General features: G+C 69.5%; 22 protein-coding genes and 1 pseudogene. 10 read left to right on the top strand and 13 right to left on the bottom strand.

What is annotated here, in order from left to right; translation table 11 throughout:
• Nucleotides 1-58: 58 nt before the first annotated feature.
• Complete coding sequence (locus tag ACWD5O_RS28450; RefSeq protein WP_387324679.1) at nucleotides 59-400, bottom strand: hypothetical protein; 342 nt, start codon at nucleotides 398-400, stop codon at nucleotides 59-61.
• A 187-nt stretch (nucleotides 401-587) separates the two neighbouring features.
• Here ACWD5O_RS28450 and ACWD5O_RS28455 point away from each other — a divergent pair, with 187 nt between their 5' ends.
• The gene (locus tag ACWD5O_RS28455) at nucleotides 588-1,748 is read left to right on the top strand and encodes a low temperature requirement protein A (protein ID WP_354966550.1); all 1,161 of its coding nucleotides are present in this window, start codon (nucleotides 588-590) and stop codon (nucleotides 1,746-1,748) included.
• 50 nt (nucleotides 1,749-1,798) lie between these two features.
• Here the strand turns inward: ACWD5O_RS28455 and ACWD5O_RS28460 are convergent, their stop codons facing one another.
• The 3 genes from ACWD5O_RS28460 to ACWD5O_RS28470 form a co-directional block, all read right to left on the bottom strand.
• Nucleotides 1,799-2,842 carry a P1 family peptidase gene (locus tag ACWD5O_RS28460; protein ID WP_450087151.1) on the bottom strand — a complete coding sequence of 348 codons (1,044 nt, stop codon included), beginning with the start codon at nucleotides 2,840-2,842 and terminating at the stop codon, nucleotides 1,799-1,801.
• 109 nt (nucleotides 2,843-2,951) lie between these two features.
• Nucleotides 2,952-4,157 carry a low temperature requirement protein A gene (locus tag ACWD5O_RS28465; RefSeq protein WP_354966552.1) on the bottom strand — a complete coding sequence of 402 codons (1,206 nt, stop codon included), beginning with the start codon at nucleotides 4,155-4,157 and terminating at the stop codon, nucleotides 2,952-2,954.
• Nucleotides 4,158-4,265: 108 nt separating this feature from the next.
• Complete coding sequence (locus ACWD5O_RS28470; RefSeq protein ID WP_354966553.1) at nucleotides 4,266-5,666, bottom strand: carboxylesterase/lipase family protein; 1,401 nt, start codon at nucleotides 5,664-5,666, stop codon at nucleotides 4,266-4,268.
• A gap of 116 nt (nucleotides 5,667-5,782) precedes the next feature.
• On the opposite strand from ACWD5O_RS28470, the gene ACWD5O_RS28475 reads away from it, so the two are divergent.
• Nucleotides 5,783-6,340, top strand: coding sequence for a TetR/AcrR family transcriptional regulator (locus ACWD5O_RS28475; protein ID WP_354966554.1), 558 nt, complete (start codon nucleotides 5,783-5,785; stop codon nucleotides 6,338-6,340).
• Between the two features lie 146 nt (nucleotides 6,341-6,486).
• Here ACWD5O_RS28475 and ACWD5O_RS28480 read toward each other — a convergent pair whose 3' ends face one another.
• Genes ACWD5O_RS28480 through ACWD5O_RS28500 form a run of 5 tightly spaced genes read right to left on the bottom strand, consistent with a single transcriptional unit; the run spans nucleotide 6,487 to nucleotide 8,559 of the window.
• Complete coding sequence (locus ACWD5O_RS28480) at nucleotides 6,487-6,843, bottom strand: hypothetical protein (RefSeq protein WP_354966555.1); 357 nt, start codon at nucleotides 6,841-6,843, stop codon at nucleotides 6,487-6,489.
• The gene (locus tag ACWD5O_RS28485) at nucleotides 6,840-7,328 is read right to left on the bottom strand and encodes a hypothetical protein (protein ID WP_354966556.1); all 489 of its coding nucleotides are present in this window, start codon (nucleotides 7,326-7,328) and stop codon (nucleotides 6,840-6,842) included. The genes ACWD5O_RS28480 and ACWD5O_RS28485 overlap by 4 nt, the downstream gene beginning before the upstream one ends.
• Nucleotides 7,321-7,809 (bottom strand): WXG100-like domain-containing protein, encoded by a 489-nt coding sequence (locus ACWD5O_RS28490; protein ID WP_387324672.1) that lies wholly within the window; start codon nucleotides 7,807-7,809, stop codon nucleotides 7,321-7,323. The genes ACWD5O_RS28485 and ACWD5O_RS28490 overlap by 8 nt, the downstream gene beginning before the upstream one ends.
• Before the next feature lie 9 nt (nucleotides 7,810-7,818).
• Nucleotides 7,819-8,139, bottom strand: a complete 321-nt coding sequence (locus ACWD5O_RS28495; protein ID WP_354966558.1) for a WXG100 family type VII secretion target — start codon at nucleotides 8,137-8,139, stop codon at nucleotides 7,819-7,821.
• A 3-nt stretch (nucleotides 8,140-8,142) separates the two neighbouring features.
• Nucleotides 8,143-8,559: a YbaB/EbfC family nucleoid-associated protein gene (locus ACWD5O_RS28500; protein WP_354966559.1), complete on the bottom strand. Its 417-nt coding sequence runs from the start codon at nucleotides 8,557-8,559 to the stop codon at nucleotides 8,143-8,145.
• A gap of 285 nt (nucleotides 8,560-8,844) precedes the next feature.
• Here ACWD5O_RS28500 and ACWD5O_RS28505 point away from each other — a divergent pair, with 285 nt between their 5' ends.
• From ACWD5O_RS28505 to ACWD5O_RS28525, 5 genes are all read left to right on the top strand, one after another.
• Entirely contained in the window at nucleotides 8,845-9,183 is a 339-nt protein-coding gene (locus ACWD5O_RS28505) for a hypothetical protein (protein ID WP_387324668.1), read from the top strand.
• Nucleotides 9,180-9,542: a WXG100 family type VII secretion target gene (locus ACWD5O_RS28510; protein WP_450087152.1), complete on the top strand. Its 363-nt coding sequence runs from the start codon at nucleotides 9,180-9,182 to the stop codon at nucleotides 9,540-9,542. The genes ACWD5O_RS28505 and ACWD5O_RS28510 overlap by 4 nt, the downstream gene beginning before the upstream one ends.
• Nucleotides 9,539-9,871 carry a hypothetical protein gene (locus tag ACWD5O_RS28515; RefSeq protein WP_354966561.1) on the top strand — a complete coding sequence of 111 codons (333 nt, stop codon included), beginning with the start codon at nucleotides 9,539-9,541 and terminating at the stop codon, nucleotides 9,869-9,871. The genes ACWD5O_RS28510 and ACWD5O_RS28515 overlap by 4 nt, the downstream gene beginning before the upstream one ends.
• A gap of 84 nt (nucleotides 9,872-9,955) precedes the next feature.
• The gene (locus ACWD5O_RS28520; protein ID WP_354966562.1) at nucleotides 9,956-10,270 is read left to right on the top strand and encodes a hypothetical protein; all 315 of its coding nucleotides are present in this window, start codon (nucleotides 9,956-9,958) and stop codon (nucleotides 10,268-10,270) included.
• Complete coding sequence (locus ACWD5O_RS28525; RefSeq protein WP_354966563.1) at nucleotides 10,257-10,583, top strand: hypothetical protein; 327 nt, start codon at nucleotides 10,257-10,259, stop codon at nucleotides 10,581-10,583. The genes ACWD5O_RS28520 and ACWD5O_RS28525 overlap by 14 nt, the downstream gene beginning before the upstream one ends.
• 52 nt (nucleotides 10,584-10,635) lie before the next feature.
• On the opposite strand, the gene ACWD5O_RS28530 is transcribed toward ACWD5O_RS28525, so the two are convergent.
• Nucleotides 10,636-11,421: an META domain-containing protein gene (locus tag ACWD5O_RS28530; protein ID WP_354966564.1), complete on the bottom strand. Its 786-nt coding sequence runs from the start codon at nucleotides 11,419-11,421 to the stop codon at nucleotides 10,636-10,638.
• Nucleotides 11,422-11,748: 327 nt separating this feature from the next.
• On the opposite strand from ACWD5O_RS28530, the gene ACWD5O_RS28535 reads away from it, so the two are divergent.
• Together ACWD5O_RS28535 and ACWD5O_RS28540 are read left to right on the top strand one after the other, a co-directional pair.
• Entirely contained in the window at nucleotides 11,749-12,003 is a 255-nt protein-coding gene (locus ACWD5O_RS28535) for a type II toxin-antitoxin system Phd/YefM family antitoxin (protein ID WP_354966565.1), read from the top strand.
• Nucleotides 12,000-12,325: pseudogene (locus tag ACWD5O_RS28540) on the top strand (type II toxin-antitoxin system VapC family toxin). Before ACWD5O_RS28535 ends, ACWD5O_RS28540 begins: the two are co-directional and overlap by 4 nt.
• An 80-nt stretch (nucleotides 12,326-12,405) precedes the next feature.
• Here ACWD5O_RS28540 and ACWD5O_RS28545 read toward each other — a convergent pair.
• The 3 genes from ACWD5O_RS28545 to ACWD5O_RS28555 form a co-directional block, all read right to left on the bottom strand.
• A complete protein-coding gene (locus ACWD5O_RS28545) occupies nucleotides 12,406-12,738 on the bottom strand; it encodes a hypothetical protein (protein ID WP_450087153.1) in 333 nt (110 codons plus the stop codon).
• Between the two features lie 349 nt (nucleotides 12,739-13,087).
• Nucleotides 13,088-13,363 (bottom strand): hypothetical protein, encoded by a 276-nt coding sequence (locus ACWD5O_RS28550; protein WP_354967227.1) that lies wholly within the window; start codon nucleotides 13,361-13,363, stop codon nucleotides 13,088-13,090.
• 120 nt (nucleotides 13,364-13,483) lie between these two features.
• Nucleotides 13,484-14,704, bottom strand: coding sequence for a DUF5937 family protein (locus ACWD5O_RS28555; RefSeq protein ID WP_450087154.1), 1,221 nt, complete (start codon nucleotides 14,702-14,704; stop codon nucleotides 13,484-13,486).
• Between ACWD5O_RS28555 and ACWD5O_RS28560 the strand changes: the two genes are divergently transcribed.
• Nucleotides 14,694-16,028 (top strand): MFS transporter, encoded by a 1,335-nt coding sequence (locus tag ACWD5O_RS28560; protein WP_354967229.1) that lies wholly within the window; start codon nucleotides 14,694-14,696, stop codon nucleotides 16,026-16,028. The two genes, ACWD5O_RS28555 and ACWD5O_RS28560, sit on opposite strands and share 11 nt — an antisense overlap.
• The last annotated feature ends 1,046 nt before the right edge of the window (nucleotides 16,029-17,074 follow it).

The raw sequence follows: 17,074 nt of genomic DNA on the forward strand, positions 1-17,074 counted from the left end.
TCGAGTTCAGGTAACCGGTGACGTGCGTGCAGTGGGCGGCCGTGTTCGCGGGCGCGCCTCACAGCTCCGCGCGGGTCGTGTTGTTCAGCTCGCCCACGCCGTAGTCGGAGCCGCTGTCGCTGTGGTCGATCACGTGCACGTACAGGTCCCAGTTGGAGTGGGTGTTGCGGTACTGCTCCCAGACGTAGATGTAGGCGTAGTTGTAGCCGCAGCCGTAGTACTGCTTGACCGAGGCGGCCTCCATCCCGCCGACTGTCAGCACCCGCGTCGTGCCGATCTGGCGGACGCTGGAGCAGCTGGCTGGCGTGCTGGCCATCGCCGGCGACGCGGTGAACACCGAGGTGGCGGCGGCCGCGGCGAGCGTCGCGGTGACGGCGAGGGTACGGCGGAGAGTCGACATGGAAAACCCTGCTTTCTCTGGTGGACCTGAGCTGCACCACCAGCAGACCAGCCGCCCGGATCGGGCGACAGGTGGCGAACCGGCGACCTTTCCTCCCCACCCGACCGCGCCCGTTGCCGGCTTTCGCCGCGGCGGCCGGTCCCGGGTGGTACGACGGACGCAGGGCATGCCGCCGGGAGGAGCGCTGATGGTGAGCAGGCCCGAACGGCTGCTGCGAGGAAGGGACGTCCCGCTCAGCGCCTCCTTCCTGGAACTCTTCTTCGACCTGGCGTTCGTCCTCGCCCTCAGCCAACTGGCCCAGCACCTCCTCGCCGACCTCACCCTGGTGGGCGCGCTGCGCACCGCGCTGCTCCTGACCGGGGTCTGGTGGATCTGGGTGACCACCACCTGGCTGGCCGACTGGTACGACCCGGAGACTCAGGCGCTGCGTGGGCTGCTGATCGGCGCCACGCTGGGCAGCCTGCTGGCCGGGGTGGCGATCCCGCAGGCGCTGGACGGGCGAGGCCTGCTCTTCGCCGGCGCGTACGTCGCGGTTCACCTTGCCCGGGGCACGGTCACCGGCCTCATGTTGCGCGGTCACCCGCGGCAGAGCCGGGCGCTGCGGATCCTCTGCTGGTACGGCGTCTCCGCCGTACCGTGGCTGGCCGGCGCGTTCCTGCCGGAGTGGCGGGTGCCGCTCTGGGTGCTCGCTCTCGCGATCGACCTCATCGGCCCACGACTCGGCTGGCCCACGCCCCGGCTGGGTCGGGCCCGACAGGAGGAGCTGCACCTCGCCGGTGAGCACTTCGCCGAGCGGTACCAGCAGATCATGATCATCGCGCTAGGCGAACTCGTCCTGGTCGCCGGCCTCACGTACGCCCGCACCCGCCTCAACCTCCCGGAGACAGCCGCGTTCCTGCTGGTCTTCACCACCGCTGTGCTGATCGGTCTGCTCTACGTGACGCCGGCCGGCCAGCGTCTGGGCCCGGCCATCGAGAACGCCGACCCGTCCCGGCTAGGGGTCGCCACCAGCTACCTGCACCTGGTGATGATCGCCGGCATAGTGGTCACCGCCGTCGGGGCCGAACTGAGCATCGCCCACCCCACCGAGATCGGTGACACGACCGCCGTCGTGGTCATCCTGAGCGGGCCCACCCTCTTCCTCGTCGGGCGGATCCTGTTCTCCCTGGCGATCCACCGGCGACTCTCCTGGCCGCGGGTGATCGGCCTGTTCGTCCTGTCCGGCGCGGCGATCGTCCTGCGACTGCCGCTGGTCGCGGCCAGCGCGACCGCCACCGGGGTGCTGATCGTGGTGGCCGTCCTGGACCGTGCGGGCATCGTCACCGCCGCTCGCACCCGAGCCCGTTGACGATCGGTACCCCACTCGCTGTCCGGCCGGCGTCAACTCCACCGCGTGAATCAGGCTGGCGTCGCCAGCCGGCCGGCCGCCGCCAATCGCCGGACCACCGCCCCGTGTGGAATGGCACGACTGGTATGACCGGCCACACCGGTGGTGGTGACGGCGGTGAAGAGCGAGTTGAGCAGCGCCTCCTCGACAGAATCCAGGACGGCCGCGAAGACCGGGTTGATCTCCCCGTCGGGGATGGGCTGCTGGTCCGGCTCCGCCGTGCTGAACGCGATCGCGTAGTCGCCGCTGCCGTTGCTGTAGGACGCCCCGACCCGGCCCATCGCGAAGACCGCCCGCCGGGCTAGTCGTCCGAGCTGCCGGGCGTCCAGGGGTACGTCGGTGGCGACGACGATCATGCAGGAGTTGCCGGGTGGTTCGGCCCGGTCGGCGTCCGGGATCAGCTCACCGACCGGCAGCGGCACGCCGAGGGCGGTGAGCACTCCGCCGAAGTTGGACTGGACGAGCGCACCGATCGTCCCCGGTCGGTTGGCGACCCGCACCGTCCTCGACGACGTGCCGATGCCGCCCTTGAAGCCCAGCGCCGTGGTGCCGGTGCCGGCCCCGACGCAGCCCTCCACCGGTGGCCCGCCGGACGCCCCCGCGACGGCGGCGAGCACGTGTCCCTCGTTGATCGGGCGGCGGCGGATGTCGGAGAGGTGGCCGTCGTTGGTCTCGCCAACCAGGGGGTTGAATGACAGACCCTCGGGGCGACGGTCCATCAGGTGGCTCAGCAGCGCGTCCGCGGCCCGGAAGACGGACAGCGTGGCGGTCAGGACGATCGGTGATTCCAGCACGCCGAGTTCGTCCACCTGTGTCGAGCCGACCAGCTTCCCGTGGCCGTTGCCGGAGAACACGGCGGCCGGCAGGGTCCATCGTCCGGGGCCGAGCTGACTCGGTACGACGGCGGTGACGCCGGTGTGCAGGTCGGCGCCGTCGTCGATGGTGGTGTGCCCGACCAGGACTCCGTCGACGTCGGTGATCGCGTTGTCCCGCCCCGTGGGCAGCGCCCCCACGACGATCCCGAGGTCGCGGGCGCGGCGGCTCAACTGGTCCATGAAGCTCCTGTCGTCGTTGTCACATTGCGGCGATGCGGGGATCCTCGCGGAATCTTTCCGGCCGGGTGTGGTGGCATCCACACGACGGTGGCCAACCGGGCGCTTCGGGTTATCCGGGTGGCGACGGCGGCTCAGGTGGACGCCCTCGCGCGCCGGCGGCGTCCGAGACGGCGACCCCGGCCAGGACCGCGGTGGCGGCTAGGGCGGCCACGAGCGGTGGTACGAGGAGCATCACCGGTGCCAGCGCGGCCAACGCGAGCAGCCCGATCGGTCGATCCCGGGACACCCGGCTGAAGACCGCGTACTCGAAGCGGGCACGCCCGGCCAGGAACAGCGCGGGTCCGCCGAGGATGACCGCGATCCAGGCCGTTTGGGCGTGCCGGGTTGGATGGGCGATGACGAGTTCGGCACCGACCGCGGTGACGACGACGCCGGCCACCATGACCAGGTGGGCGTAGAACGCCGACAGGCCGAGGCGGGCCGGATCGGCGGAGCCCGCGATGGCCGCGGCCGACAGCTCGCCCGCCCGGTAGATGTAGATACGCCAGAGCAGCACCGTGGTGGCGATCGATACCACGAACGCCGCGGTCCGGTCGGGCGCGAAGCCGCTGCCGCCGAGGGTCGAAGCGGAGACCAGGATCAACTCACCGAGCGCGATGATGAAGAACTGTCGGTGGCGTTCGGCCAGGTGCTCGGCCGCGCTCGGCAACTCCGCGGGCGGTGAGCGGCCCAGACCTGGGGTGAGGTAGCGGAGCTTCCCCGCCAGGTAGTCCATGGCCACCGCCAGCGTCCACAGTGCCTCGCGGGCCGTGCCGTGCACCAGCGCCCCCGCGATCCACGGCACGGCGGATGCGCAGAACCAGATGAGCACCCGTAGGGCACCGCGCTGCAACTCGTGACCCCGCAGGGCGATGAGTAGGCCGAGGCTGCGACCGACCTGGACGGCGACGTACGCGCCCGCGAAGACCAGGCCCTGCGCGCCGAACACCGCCGGCAGCGCGACAGCCATCACCAGGCTGCCGACCAGGGTCGCGATGACCAGCAGTTGGATCGTCGGCCGCTGCGGGTCGAACCTGTCCGGGACCGTCGCCGTGCTGCACCAGACCCACCACACCGCCAGCAGCAGCACCAGCGTGTGGAAGGCGCCGCGCCACGTGAGGTCCCGGCTGAGCACCTGCGAGAGCTGGGTGAGCACGTAGACGAACGCCAGGTCGAAGAACAGCTCCAGGAACGTCGCCCGTTGCGGATCCTCGGGCTTCCGCAGCAGCTTGCCCGCCCTGCTCGTCGTCATCGGCTCGCCCGTCCTGTGGCTCATGCCCCTATTGAGGCATTCGTACCACGTGGCGGAGCCCGCCCTGGCGCGGACGTTCGGGACAGCTCCCGGCAAATCAACCTATGTCCGAGGGCGCCGATCCGAATATCGTTAGACCACACTCCCCGTAGGGTGGCTCGCCAGGTGCGCCGTCGTGCCGGGTGCCCAGCCTGGGTCGCCGGTGGTTGCGAAGCGGACCCAGGTGGAGTGCATCGTGTCGGCCACGGCAGCCGACGGATGCGCGCCGATCCGCGGTCGCATCTGCGGTAGACCGGTGGTGGCGAAGACGAATGGCACCTCCGCTGTGTGACAGGAGCCGAGGCCGTCGTTGTCCTCGAGGTCGAGCCCGTCGAATCGGTAGCTCCATGTCGGCACCGCACCCCTGGCCCTGACCAGCTGGGTCGCTGGCCGTACGAAACGGGCGTGGGTGTAGGCGTTGACCAACGTCTCGCCGGGCGTCGTGCCGACGAACGGTGCGAGATCGGTGATCCCGTTGTTCGCGGCGAATCCCGCGAGCATGGCTTCGTCGATGACGTCGATGGCTCGACCTGGGACGAAGAAGAGCCGACCCTCGTCCCGGTTGGTGCCGATCAATGCCGGCACCTGGGTGGTTGCGACCTCCATCGGCGGGTGTGGGAGCAGGTCGCCATCGACCACGGGGGCGAAGGGCAGCAGCCGCGCGATGTCACCCCATCCGGCAGCCGTGCCGGGGGCCCGTACGTGCAGTCCCAGCTGCGTGACGGCGCCGATGAGCTGGTCGATCGGTACACCGGCGACGGCCTCTCTTGTCGCCGGGATGCGGAGTCCCGCCGTGAGCCGTTCTGCCACCAGGGCGGCTTGATCGACGGTCAGCACGTTCGAGGCTGCGCCGCTCTGCAGCACAGCGCGGGCGAACAGGCCGCGGGCGGCGGGCACCGCCATCAGCGGCGCGACGGCCATCGCGCCTGCCGACTCGCCAGCGAGCGTGACCTGACGGGGGTCGCCGCCGAACGCGGCGATGTTGTCGCGTACCCACTCGAGGGCGGCGATCATGTCGCGTAGCCCGCGGTTCGTGTCGGCGTCGGGCAGTTCGAGGAAGCCGTCCGCGCCGAGCCGGTAGTTGATGGTCACGCAGACCACACCGTCGCGGGCGAAGGCGGTCCCGTCGTACTCGGCGTTCGCCCCGGAGCCGCTGGTGAACGACCCACCGTGGATCCACACGAAGACGGGACGGTCGGACGGCGATGTGCCGGGTGTCCAGACGTTCAGGTTGAGGCAGTCCTCGCCCGGAATCGTAACTTCGGGAAGCAGTGGGACGACGGGCGCGGGGTAGTCGCTTTTCGGCACGGTCGGGCCGTACGCGGTCGCGTCGCGGACCCCGGTCCACGGCTGTACCGGTTGTGGCGCCCGGAGCCGGTTCGGTCCGAGCGGCGGCGCGGCGTAGGGGATACCCAGAAAGGCGCTGACACCGCCGGTGCTCCGGCCCCGTACCGCACCCTTCGTGGTCTCGACGACGCTCGTGCTGTCGTCCATCGTTCCTCCTCAGGCGCGTTGTGAGTGACCACTCACAACGTAATTGTGAGTACCCACTCACAGCAAGCTGAACCCGGCGACCTATGGTGAGTTACTACTCACAAGTGGGGGGTGCCATGTCGGGAAGGGCCACGGCTGAAGAGCGGCGTACGCAGATCCGGCAGGCGGCCGCCGCGGCGTTCGCCGGCGCCGGCCTGCACGGCACATCGGTCAAGCTGATCGCCAGCGAGATCGGAATCAGCGAGGCGTACGTGTTCCGGCTCTTCGGCACGAAACGCGCACTGTTCATCGACGTCGTGACCGCGGCCTTTGACGCCATGTCCGACGGCATGGTCGCCGCCGCGGGCGACGCCACCGGTGTCGATGCGCTCATGCTGATGGGTGCGGAGTACAAGCAGCTGCTTGTCGACCGCCAGCGGCTCATGCTGCAGATGCAGGGATTCGCCGCCTGCGGGGATCCCGACGTACGCGACGCGGTTCGCGACGCCTTCGGCCGGCTCTGGTCGCGCGTCGCCGCCATCAGCGGCCTCGACCCGTTGCGCGTCAAGACGTTCATTGCCTTCGGGATGCTGCTCAACGACATCGCGGCGCTTGACGCGCGAGGGCTACCCACCGATTGGGCCAAGCAGGCGACGACCCCTGTGCCCCGGGACCTGTACGACTTCCTGCTCTGAGCGTCCAGGTGGACTAGAAGCCAGGTCAGGCCAGCGAGAGCCACGGCGGACCCGAGGCGCGGCAAGACGGTGCTCGGTGCCACCTGTGTCAGAAGGCTTCAACTCGCGCGTTGACCGGAACGTGTGCGGCTTGACGAACGGGTCGCCTATCCCGGCGGCAGGCCGAGGAACTGCTCGATGTCGGCGATGGCGTCCTCCACCGTGCCGCCGATGGCCGGGTCGCGCAGCCGGGCGCGCAGGGCTGGCATGACCCGGTCGGTGTCGAGCCGATGGTGGATGCGGGCCAGATGACCGAGGCAGATCGCCGCAGTCGCCCGGACGTCCTCCTCCGGGTGGTCCAGTAGCCGCAGGTAGAAGTCCTGGCACCAGCGCCAGTCCGCGTCGTGCAGGGCCAGCCCGACCATCGAGTCGGTGAGAGCGTCGATGTCACCCGCGGCGAGCGCGGCCGTGGCGCCGTCGTGGGTCGCCGGTGCCGGCTCGTAGTAGCTGCGCTGTGTGCTCATTCCTCGTCCTTCGGCGGCGCGGTCGGCCGGCCCTTCTTGTCTACCAGCCCGCTCCGCTTGAGCGCGTTGCGCATGTCGTCGTTCAGGCCGTCCGAGCTGTGGTCATCCCAGCCGCGGACGTGGCCGTGGTAGATCTCGACGACGTCCTCGCCGGGATTGCTCGGCTCGATGCGGCGGTGCCGGTCCAGGATGACGATCTCGCCGGTCTCGTGGTCGACGCCGATTCGGCGACGCTCGTTGGTTTCCTTGATCTGCACCGAGCGGTCCAGCGCGGTCTGGCCGTTGGCCGGAGCGCGGCTCGCGCTGCCCATGGCCAGGTTCCGGTCAGTGTCCCGGTGCTTGGGTCGCTGCTCGTCGCCGACGTGGTACTCGCGGCGTACCCGAGGGGTCCTGGCAAGTTGGGCGACCGGCTTGACCAACGCCGACTCCACCTCGGGCGGCACCGCCGCATCGCGCAGGTGTCGGTTGCGGTTGCGCTTACCCACCGAGGATCGCCTGCAGGGCCATGTCGATGAGCTGGTCGACGATCAAGCTGGTGATCATCTTGAAGATCGGGATCTCGAGCAGGGACGCACCGAAGGTGGCCACCGCCGTGGCGACCGCCTGGGCGATCTGGACGGCGAGGATGATCAACTGAACGATGATCTGGACTTTCAGCGCCAGTACGACCGCGGCGACCACCACGTAGCCGGCGCCCAGCACGGTGGTGGCGGTGGTGTTTCCGGCCAGCACGCCGCCCGGCCCCTCGCCGCCGGACCAGTACGCGTTGAAGGCGGCCACGACCTCCCCCCGATTGGCGCCGGTCACCTCTGCGGCCAGCTCATCGGCCTTCCGGCCCATCTCGTCGACGGTGGTGGCGAAGTCCATCCAGACCTGCCCGAGATCGAAGAGCTTCGCCTCGTCGCCCTCCGGCCAGTCGTACCCGATCATGGCGAGCAGCGAGGCGAGTTCACCCGGGATCGTCATGCCCAACGGTCAGCCCAACTCCCCGGCCAGCGCGCGGAAGCGGCCGACCAGCTCCTCCTCGACGGCTGTCATGTCGTCCGCCAAGGCCATCAGATCCTCGCCGCTGCTCTGGTACTCGTCGGCCATCGCGGCGCAGCACTCCAGCAGATAGCCGGAGATGACCGGAAAGGAAGCGGCGACGAGGGTGCCGAGCATGTCTCCGCCCCACGGCTCGCCCAAGCCCTTCAGCCGCGCGTCGAGCCCCTCGATCGCCGTCGCCAGGCGCTCACCCACGTCGACGAGCCGGGTGCCGGCCGCCTGGACCTGATCCGGATCGATCTCCAAGGACATCGGTCAGCCTCCTGACCGCGCGATTCGGGTCTGAGCGGCGGTGAGCGTGCTCAGGAACGACTGCATCTGGCGCACCGACTGCTGCTGGACGCCTTCGAGGCGCTCGAGCAGCACGGACGGATCCGGCACGTCCGGTGCGTCGGTGACCGTGCGGGCCCGCAGGTCGTCGAGGGCGGCGTTGACGGAGATCGTCAACTGTTCGGCAAGGTAGTCGCCGCCCTCACGCAGCACCTGCGGCGACACGGTGATCGACTCGATCCGACCGCCCGGAGCAGCCACCACGGTGATCAGGCCGTTTGCCGCACTGGCCTCGCCGCGGGTCTCGACGCTCTCCTCCGCGGGGCGGCTGGCCCGCAACTCGCGCAGGGTACGCAGAGCGTCGTCCATCGACTGGCGGAACTCGTCTGCGCTGGCCGTCATGAAGGGCTCCTCTCCGACCGGCCGGCGGCTTCCCGGCAGCGACCCGCCGCAGTGGACAGTGCGCGTGGCCCTCGTACTGTCCACTGGTGAACGGCTCGGAACGGACCGTACCCGATCGTTCACCGCCGCGCGGGACGCCCGCAGCGCATGCGGCGTCTTCCGAGACCCAGGCGTGCCGGTGCGCTCGGCCCCGACCTCTCATGTCTGCGGGTGACGGCGGGGTCGCGGTGCGTGGTCGGGCTGTGGCATGGTGCGGTCGTGGGCGAGACGGGGCGGACGGATCCGGTGACGGCGGTGCCGGACAAGCTCGATCAGTGGCACGACTTCCGCAAGAGCGTCGCGCTGGTGTCGATGGTGCTGTTCTTCTTCTGCGTGGTCGGCCTCGGCTTCCTGGTCTACCAGCTGGCGATCGTGGGGGACGACGGTACCTTCAGCGTCTGGTCGTTCTTCCGCTTCATGTCGGTGGCGACACCCCTCGGGGTGGCTGCCGTGGCCGGCCTCGGCGTCCACCGAGCGAGCACCAATGCGGAGTCGAAACGGCGCGGTCGGATCATGGCTCTCGCGTTGCTCGTTGCCGCGGTCCTGCTCGTGGTGACGGGCATCATCGGGGATCGCCTGTCGTGAGCTTCTCGGTCGACCCCAGCGCCCTGGAGCGCGCCGTCTCCCGCCTCAACGACGCCGCCCTCGACGCCCAGACCGCCAAGGCGTACACGCTCAAGCACACCGACCTGCCGTGGCACGGTCAGGGCCTGCTCAACGAAGCGTGGCCCGCACACCAGAAGCTCGTCGACGAGATGAACAAGCGGCTCACCCACCTGATGGAGCTGCTCGGCAAGTCACGCGACGCACTTCAGGAAACCGCCGACTACTACCGGCGCACCGACACCGGCAGCGCGGCCCGGCTGGACGCGACCTACCCGACCGTCGACCGCAGCGGCTATGAGCTTCCCCGTGGTCACCCGACGGGTGGGAACCTGCCGTGAGAGAGCCGACCGACTTCCTCGTCGAGCCCGGCGAACCCGATCCCACAATGACCAAGGGCTTCGCCAACCCGATCGGCGTCCTGGACGCGATCTCCATCTCGCACTGGGTCAACCAGATCATCAAGGACTGCGCCGGCTACGACGTCATCGGCACCATCAGCAACGCCCTGGTCGGAGACTGGGAGAGCTTCTACAAGGCGGGCGATGCCTACGGCAACCTCGGCCAGAGCCTGCAGGCCCTCGGTCAGAACGTCAGTCCGACCGCCTCGCACATGGATCAGCAGTGGGACGGCCAGGCCGGTGACGCGGCTTTCGTCTACTTCCGTTAGCTCACCAAGGCACTCGTTCTGCAGAACCTCGTCCTCATCGAGATCAAAGAGAAGTACCACGAAGCGGCGCGCGCCATCTGGCTTTTGGCCGACATGATCGACGGCCTCGTCAAGATGATGATCGACAAAGCCATCATCATCGGCGTCAGCGCCGCCGCAGGCACGGCGCTCATCGAACCCGGCGCCGGAGCCGTCGTCGGCTACGGGGTCGCCGCCTGGCAAGCCATCGAACTGGTCAAGAAGGTCAACGACGCCGCGCTGAAGATCCAAGCCGCCGGCACCGCGATCCTCGGCTTCTTCAGCTTCATCAAGACCCTCGCCGAGCAGGGCGGCGACCTGTCCAAGGTGCCCCTGCCCGACCAGCCCTACACGAGCCCGGTGGTCCGTGACCCAACCTGAACCACCACCAGAGCAGCAGTTCCTCGACCTCACCGAAGGCGACCCGGGCCTGGCCAGGCTCCTCCACGCCAGCCTCACCCGGCTACGCGAGGGAGCCGCCGGCGGCGACCTCCAGGAGATGGCCCGCGACGTCCTCGCCGGCCACGCCGACCTACGCCAGATCGCCGCGAATGACGCCTATGGCGGAGAACTCCTCGACCGCTACCACCGGTTCAGAGACTGGGAACAGGACCTGGACCCCGACGAGCGGCAACGCATCACCGACCAAGCGACCGAACTCGCCGCGGACCTGGGCACTCAGGAACAGCAGTAGGCGCCACTGGCCGGGCTGGACCCTGTCGGACCCCGAGTGCACAGCGGCGACCTCATTCGTCGCGCTGCAGCCGGCCCGTCTCCCCGCCCTGGGCGTCGAAGAGCACGAGCACGTCGCCGTCCAGCCCTGCCCGCCACGCCTTCATGAGCCAGAAACCCACCGGAACGTTCTCACAGCCAATCGCCGTGGTGGGTCCGCTGGTGGCGAGGAAGTCGCCCGCCGGTCCGGCGACCCATCGCCCTCGCTCACCGTTGCAGCCGTCGGAACCGCGCCATGAGCCGTCGTCGCGCAGCTCCACGTACGGCCCCCCGGACCTGAACCTGCCCGGCCGAGCATCAACCGGCACCCATCGACCGAGCAGGGTTTCACGGGACGCTGGCGTCAGAGCCGCCGGCAGCGCGGCGGCCGGCGCGAAGGCACGCCGGACCTCGTCGGTCACCACGGGCAGCTCCGCCGGAGACGGCAACAGGTTCGGCCCGGGGGTGGGCTTAGCGCCGGGCAGCAGCCGGGCGACGTGCCCGCCCTGGTCGTCGAGCAGAACGCGGCTGTCGCCCTCGACGCGGAAGGCGCTGGCCCGACCCAGCCAGGCAGGGGTGAGCTCAGGACCGGGACGGCAGTTCCGGGCGTCGTTGCCGGAAACCGAACGTCCGGAGGCGCCGGCGACGAAGAGGCCGTTGACATTGGCCCGCCACGTCCCCATCACCACGCCGCAACGGTCGAACAACAGCAGGCCGTCGTGCTTGTCGGGTGTGAGCTGCAGAATGTCACCCGCTCCTTCGTCGACCTCCGCCAGCTTCCAGGAACCGATCAGCGCGACAGGATCGGCCGCTGGCGACACGGCCGGTGCAGGGTCCGTAGCGGCGGCCTGGGAACCACCTGGAGCCGCTGTCTCCGAGCCGACCGGCTCGTTGCAGCCCCCGAGCAACAGCCCGACCGCCGCGACAGCTATCAAGTACCTGCTCCCGCTCATCTTCTCCCCCGCCCCGACGCCCGCCGGGCGGTTGAGCGGCCCGGACCTGAGGTGATTGGACGAGCAACCGCCATCACCAGTTCCATCGCCATGGTTCGGATCGTCGTCGCCGGACCTCGACCGGAGCAGTCGAACCGCTGGCGCATGGAGCCACGCAGGCTAACTAAGCTCTTAGCTAACCGAGGGGGTTGCGCCATGTCGGCTGAGGCCGTGCACTACAACATGCATGATGCCAAGACCCACCTGTCGCGCATCATCGAACGGGTGGAACACGGCGAGGAGATCATCATCGACCGGGCCGGCACCCCGGTGGCGAAGGTCGTTCCGGTGGTGCGTCGGGCCAACCGCACCGCGGTCGGCTCCCTTGCCGGGCAACTGGGCCTTTCCGGTGGCTGGGACTCTCCACAGACCAATGCCGAGATCGCCGCCGACTTCGGCATCGGCGCATGACCCTGCTGCTGGACACCCACGTCGTGCTCTGGGCCATCACCGGCGACGCGACTCTCGGCACTGAGTTTCTCGACCGGCTACGCCGTGAGCCGGACATCTTCCTCTCCCCGGTCAGCCTGACCTCGCCGAACGGGTAAGGGACATGGGCTTCCGTGAAATCCCGGTGAACCACGCCCACGCCATCGCCGCCGGCCGCCTGCCGCCGCATCACCGCGACCCCTTCGACCGCATGCTGGTGGCACAGGCGATCACCGAGAGTTTGACCCTGGCCTCCCGCGACGCGTCGATAGCGCTGTACGACGTGGACGTCCTCAAGGTGTGATCGGACGGGCTCGATCAACGCCTGACGCCAAAGTGCGGCCTGCTGGCGCGCCTCTCGGTCTGGTTCGGCTGGCAGAGGAGTCAGGGAAGACTGGTCTCCTGTCCAGCCTCCAATCGGCCGGCTCGACGGTGAAGTTCCGCAGCTATGTCATCCCAATCGGGACCGAAGGCATGTAGGTCGTTAGCCGCCACCCGCAACAGCTCGACATCCGCCGGCCGCTGGAGGCAGGCCAGCCGGAAGGCGAGGTTTCGCGCCCAGACCGGAAGACCCATCCAGTCCTCCTCCAGCATCACCTTCAGCATCGCCACGATCTCGTCAGCCGATGCGAAGGTCACCACCTCGACGTACGCACTGGCAACGCTCTCGCTATACCCCCGACCAGCGAGCAACCGGGCCAACTCAAGCAGCGACATGCACTCCGGGGCGACGGGCTCGGCGCCAGAGGACTCCTCGGGACGATCGCTGGGACCCCTATCCAGTAACGCCCGCAACCAACCCGTCAGTTTCACAACTTAGAAGCTAACCGCTCCCCACGGGGCGGACCAGACGCGGCCCGCCGACGCCTGGCGACGTTCGACGGAGGTGAGTTGAAGCGGAACTAAGGGCCGCTGCCGCACTACCAGCGGCTGGCCTAATACGGCGAGTGAGCTGCGGAGACGATCCGACAGCGTCCCGGTGCGTCCACGGGTGTCCGTCGTGATCGTCACCCAGTTTGTCACCCACTTGGCCCGGATGCTGCTTACAACGGCCCAGCCCTGTCCGTCACTCGACCTCATCGGGTGCCATGAGGCCCAAGCCACGGGGCTGAAGGCGGATGAACTCGCGCCACCCGGTGTCCGTCTCCTCGGCGGCCACTCGCTCGAACATCGCTAGCAGGGACCTGCGATCGGCATCGGACAGGCTCTGGAGCGGGTAGGCGACATCCTCCAGCGCACGTATTGCGGAGTCGGGGTCCACCGTGTCGCTGTCGCTCTGCTCCAGGAAGGCCAGACATGCCAACAAGCTCTCGATCAACGCCTTGTGGAGGTTGTCCGGCATGAAAAGAGGCTACAGGTGTTCACTTGGCGTTGTATTGATCCCCCTGCCAGTCATAGGCATCCGAACTGGACGGGCCACGCTTTGAGCTCGTCTTCCTGCCCACGTACGCGTCCTGGCTGTTCAGCGGCCGAGGACGTCCGCCAGTTGCTGCCCCAGGCCGGTGCAGGCCTCCATGTCCAGGCGGTACGTCACGTAGCGGCCGCGGCGCGCCGAGATCAGCAGCCCGGCCGCCTTTAGCACCGCGAGGTGCCTGGATACCTCCGGCGCCGTCACCCGCCAAAAGTCGGCCAGTTCGCCGGTCGTGTGCGGACCTCGGGCGAGCGTGCGGCAGAAACGTAGCCGCAGCGGGTGCGCAAGCGCGGTCAGCCGAGCATCCAGCTCGTCCACCCGCAACACTGGGCGCGGGTCCCAGCCCGGTGCCGGGTACTGCAGCACGGGCAGCCAGCCGGGCGCGTACACGACGGTCATATGCGGTGCGCCGTACGCGCTCGGGATGAGCGTCATCCCGCCGCCGCGACCGTCTGCGGTCTGGTCCTGCAGCTTGTCGATCGTCAGAATGCCGCGCTCGGTGTCGACCCCGATTGCGTGCGAGATCCGGCCGAGGGCGCCGATACCCTCGCGGGCCAGGTCGAAGCGTCGACGGTCGGCTTCCTCGGCGAGCGCTGGGCGGACGCGTTTCCAGACCGTGCCGAAGAAGGCGGACTCGCAGGCGAGCAGAAAGCGTCGTACCCGCTCGCGCTCGGCGGCCGGATCGGCGAGCAACCGCTCGGCCCACGCCGCCTGCCGCGGCCCTCGGGCGCGGGCCGCGGCCAGCGCCCGCTGCCGCACGATCGGGTCACGCAGCGGCGACCACATTCGCGGCGCCGGTGAGACGGCCCGATGGGCGGCGAGCGCCGCAGCGACCCAGCGCTCGTCGTCCAGGCGGTCGACGTCGTCCAGTTCCTCGCGCAGGCTCGGCCGTGGATCGGGCGGGAACAGAAAGTCGGCCCGGCCGGAGTGCCAGAGCAGACCAAATTCCTCGAGGTCTGGAGCCAGCTCTGCGGGAAGGGCAGCCGCCATCATCGCAACCGCCGCGGCGGTGTCCGGATGATGCTGCGGCTCCGCGAGCACGTGCAGCACCGCGCCGAGCTCTGCGAGCGGCGACGGCGTTATCCGGATCCGATCGGCTGGTACGCCGGCGATGTCGACCAAGGTAACCACAGTACTGATCATGGCAGGGGTCCGCGCCCGGGCAGACCGATTGACGTCGTTTATCAATCGACGAGGCATGGATTGACGACGCTGGCCAACCCGGGTCCCTTCGCAGCCGTATGGCCGGACGATCGGAGCCGTGACGACCACCCGTACGACGCTTCGTGAGCTGGTCCGCATCCCGGGCGGCGGCCGCTACGCGCTCAGCGCCACAGTCGAGGCAGCGACCTCCGGGATGCTGCGCCCGTTCATCGTGATCTACGCCGTGCTGATCGGGCTCAGCGCGTGGCAGGCCGGTATGACGCTGACCGTCGGCATGCTGGCCGGCCTCGGCGCCGTCCCGCTCGCCGGACGGTGGATCGACCGCGGAGCGCGGCGGGCCCCCGCCGTCGCCGCGCTACTGGTGCGAGCGGTGGGGTCGCTGCTGCTTGGCCTGGTGCCCGGCATCGCCGGATTCGCGATCGGTGCGGTGCTCATCGGCGTCGGCACGCAGATCGCTCCACCCGCCAATTCCGCGCTGGTCGCCGCGCTGGCCGGCCCGGCCCAGCGTGCGGCGGCGCTGGCCGCGGGCCGCTCGCTGCGCAACGCCGGCCTGGGCGCCGGCGCCCTGCTCGGCACGGTTCTGGTCGCGAGCGGGCCGGAGGTGCTCCGCTGGCTCGCGCTGGCGACGGCGCTCGGGTGCGCGTTCGGCGCGGCGGTGATCGCCCGGGTGCCGCTGCCCCACCAAGATGTTCCGGCCCCCGCCCCGGCTGCGGCAACGAAGGAAGCGCGCGGTGCCGGCCTACGCACCGTTACCATCCTGGCCCTGGCCGGCATTCCGTACGCGTTTTACGCCGACATCCTCGAGATCGCCCTGCCGCTGCTGCTGGTGCAGGGCCTGCACGCGTCCCTGGCGTGGCCCTCGGGCATCTTCGTCGCCAACACCGTCATGGTGATTGCGCTGCAGCTGGTCGTGGTAGTGCGCCTCGCGAAGTGGCCGCACCGCACCGTGCTCTTCTGGTCCGGCCTGTTGCTCGCCGCCTCCTACCTCGCCTTCTGGCTCGGCGGGGCGACCGGCGGCGGCCCCGGCACGGTGCTCGTCGCGCTGGTCATCGTGCCTTACACGCTGGGTGAAATCCTCTACACCGGCAGCAGCGTGCCGCTGGTGATCGAGTCAGCACCGCCACACCTGATGGGGCGCGCGCTCGCCCGCTGGCAGCTCAGCTACGGCCTGGCCCGGGCCGTCGATCCCATCATCATCACCGGTCTGCTCAGCCTGGGCGCGGCGGCGCTGTGGCTGCCGCTGGCCGCCGCGACCCTGCTGGGCGCAGCGACGGTGCGCCTGGGCACTCGACGGCATCGTCTGCACCGTTCGCGTGGGCAGTCCATGAGTCATGCCGTGGCAGATGGCGGGAGCCCGGCCGTCGATGGTCCCCTGATCAAGAGCGTTCACGGTGAGACTGTTACGTCCAGATCTGTGAAAGCCGGAGGTTAGACTTCTCCCGGCTACTCGACCTGAGAGCACCAACGCTTGGTCCCGGCTCACCCTGATCGTGAAGTCCTCCGCCACCGTGCCGAGGCCACCGTCCGCTCGGCATGCCGCCGGCGACGCCAGACGGAAGCTGAAGTGCAAAGGCAGTCACTTTGCGTCCGGCGAGCCGCCAGTTCGGCTGATTCGTTGACAGGCCGTCTGTACCGCTCGCCGCTCATAGTAGGCCTCGACCGAGTCCTAGTTGTCGCAAGCCACAGGCTCGAACTGCCATCCCGTCGCCGTCAACCCGCCCTGCGGGGAGCGGGCCGCCGCCCGGCACGCCACGTCAAGCGGACCTTGACACAGGTTCGGACGCTGGCGTGCCGGGCGGTGGTCTGCTCGGCTCGTTCCGTGGTCGACGACGGCGGGATGGCCTACCGCAACCACCCACGGACCGCGACCCGCCGACAGAGCCCCTGCCATCCTGGAGCCGGGGCGCCCCCGCCGGAGGCGCCCTGACCGCAACCCCGCGACCGACGCCAGCTCGCCGACGTGGCCGGAGTGCGCTTCCCTGCGCCGCGCGGGCTTGTGGCCGCGCGGCCCGGCCGGCTGCCGGCCGCACCCCTCATCGGTCAACGGTCTGTCGTTCTGCGGCGGCCCTCCGGGCTTCCCGCTTTCCGCGCCAGCCGCCGGGCGTCCGGCGCGCGCCCAGGCTGCGGCGCGTGCGGCCCGTTGCGGGCCGCCTTGATAGACGTACAGAAAGTCCTCCCACATCGGCTGGCAGCCGGCCGTCCCGCCCCGACCTTCGCTGCTGTACCGGCCAAGATCGCGGCACCAGCGGGCCCACAAAGGGCCGTTGAACTGCGGAGAAGTGGGCCGCCAGGGACTCGAAACCTGAACCTATGGATTGCCGGCGAGCCAGCCGGATCGGGTGCGGTACGAGGTCATCCGGGCTGCTGGCGTGCGTCTCGGCCGGGTTCGGCTGGCACGGTTGCTGTACTTCGCTGCTGTGTGCGCCACGAGGCGCCGGAATGTCGAGAGGGGTGAGAGTCCTCTCCGTTGGGCCGTCG

The sequence above is a fragment of the Micromonospora sp. NPDC005161 genome (genome assembly GCF_053599855.1).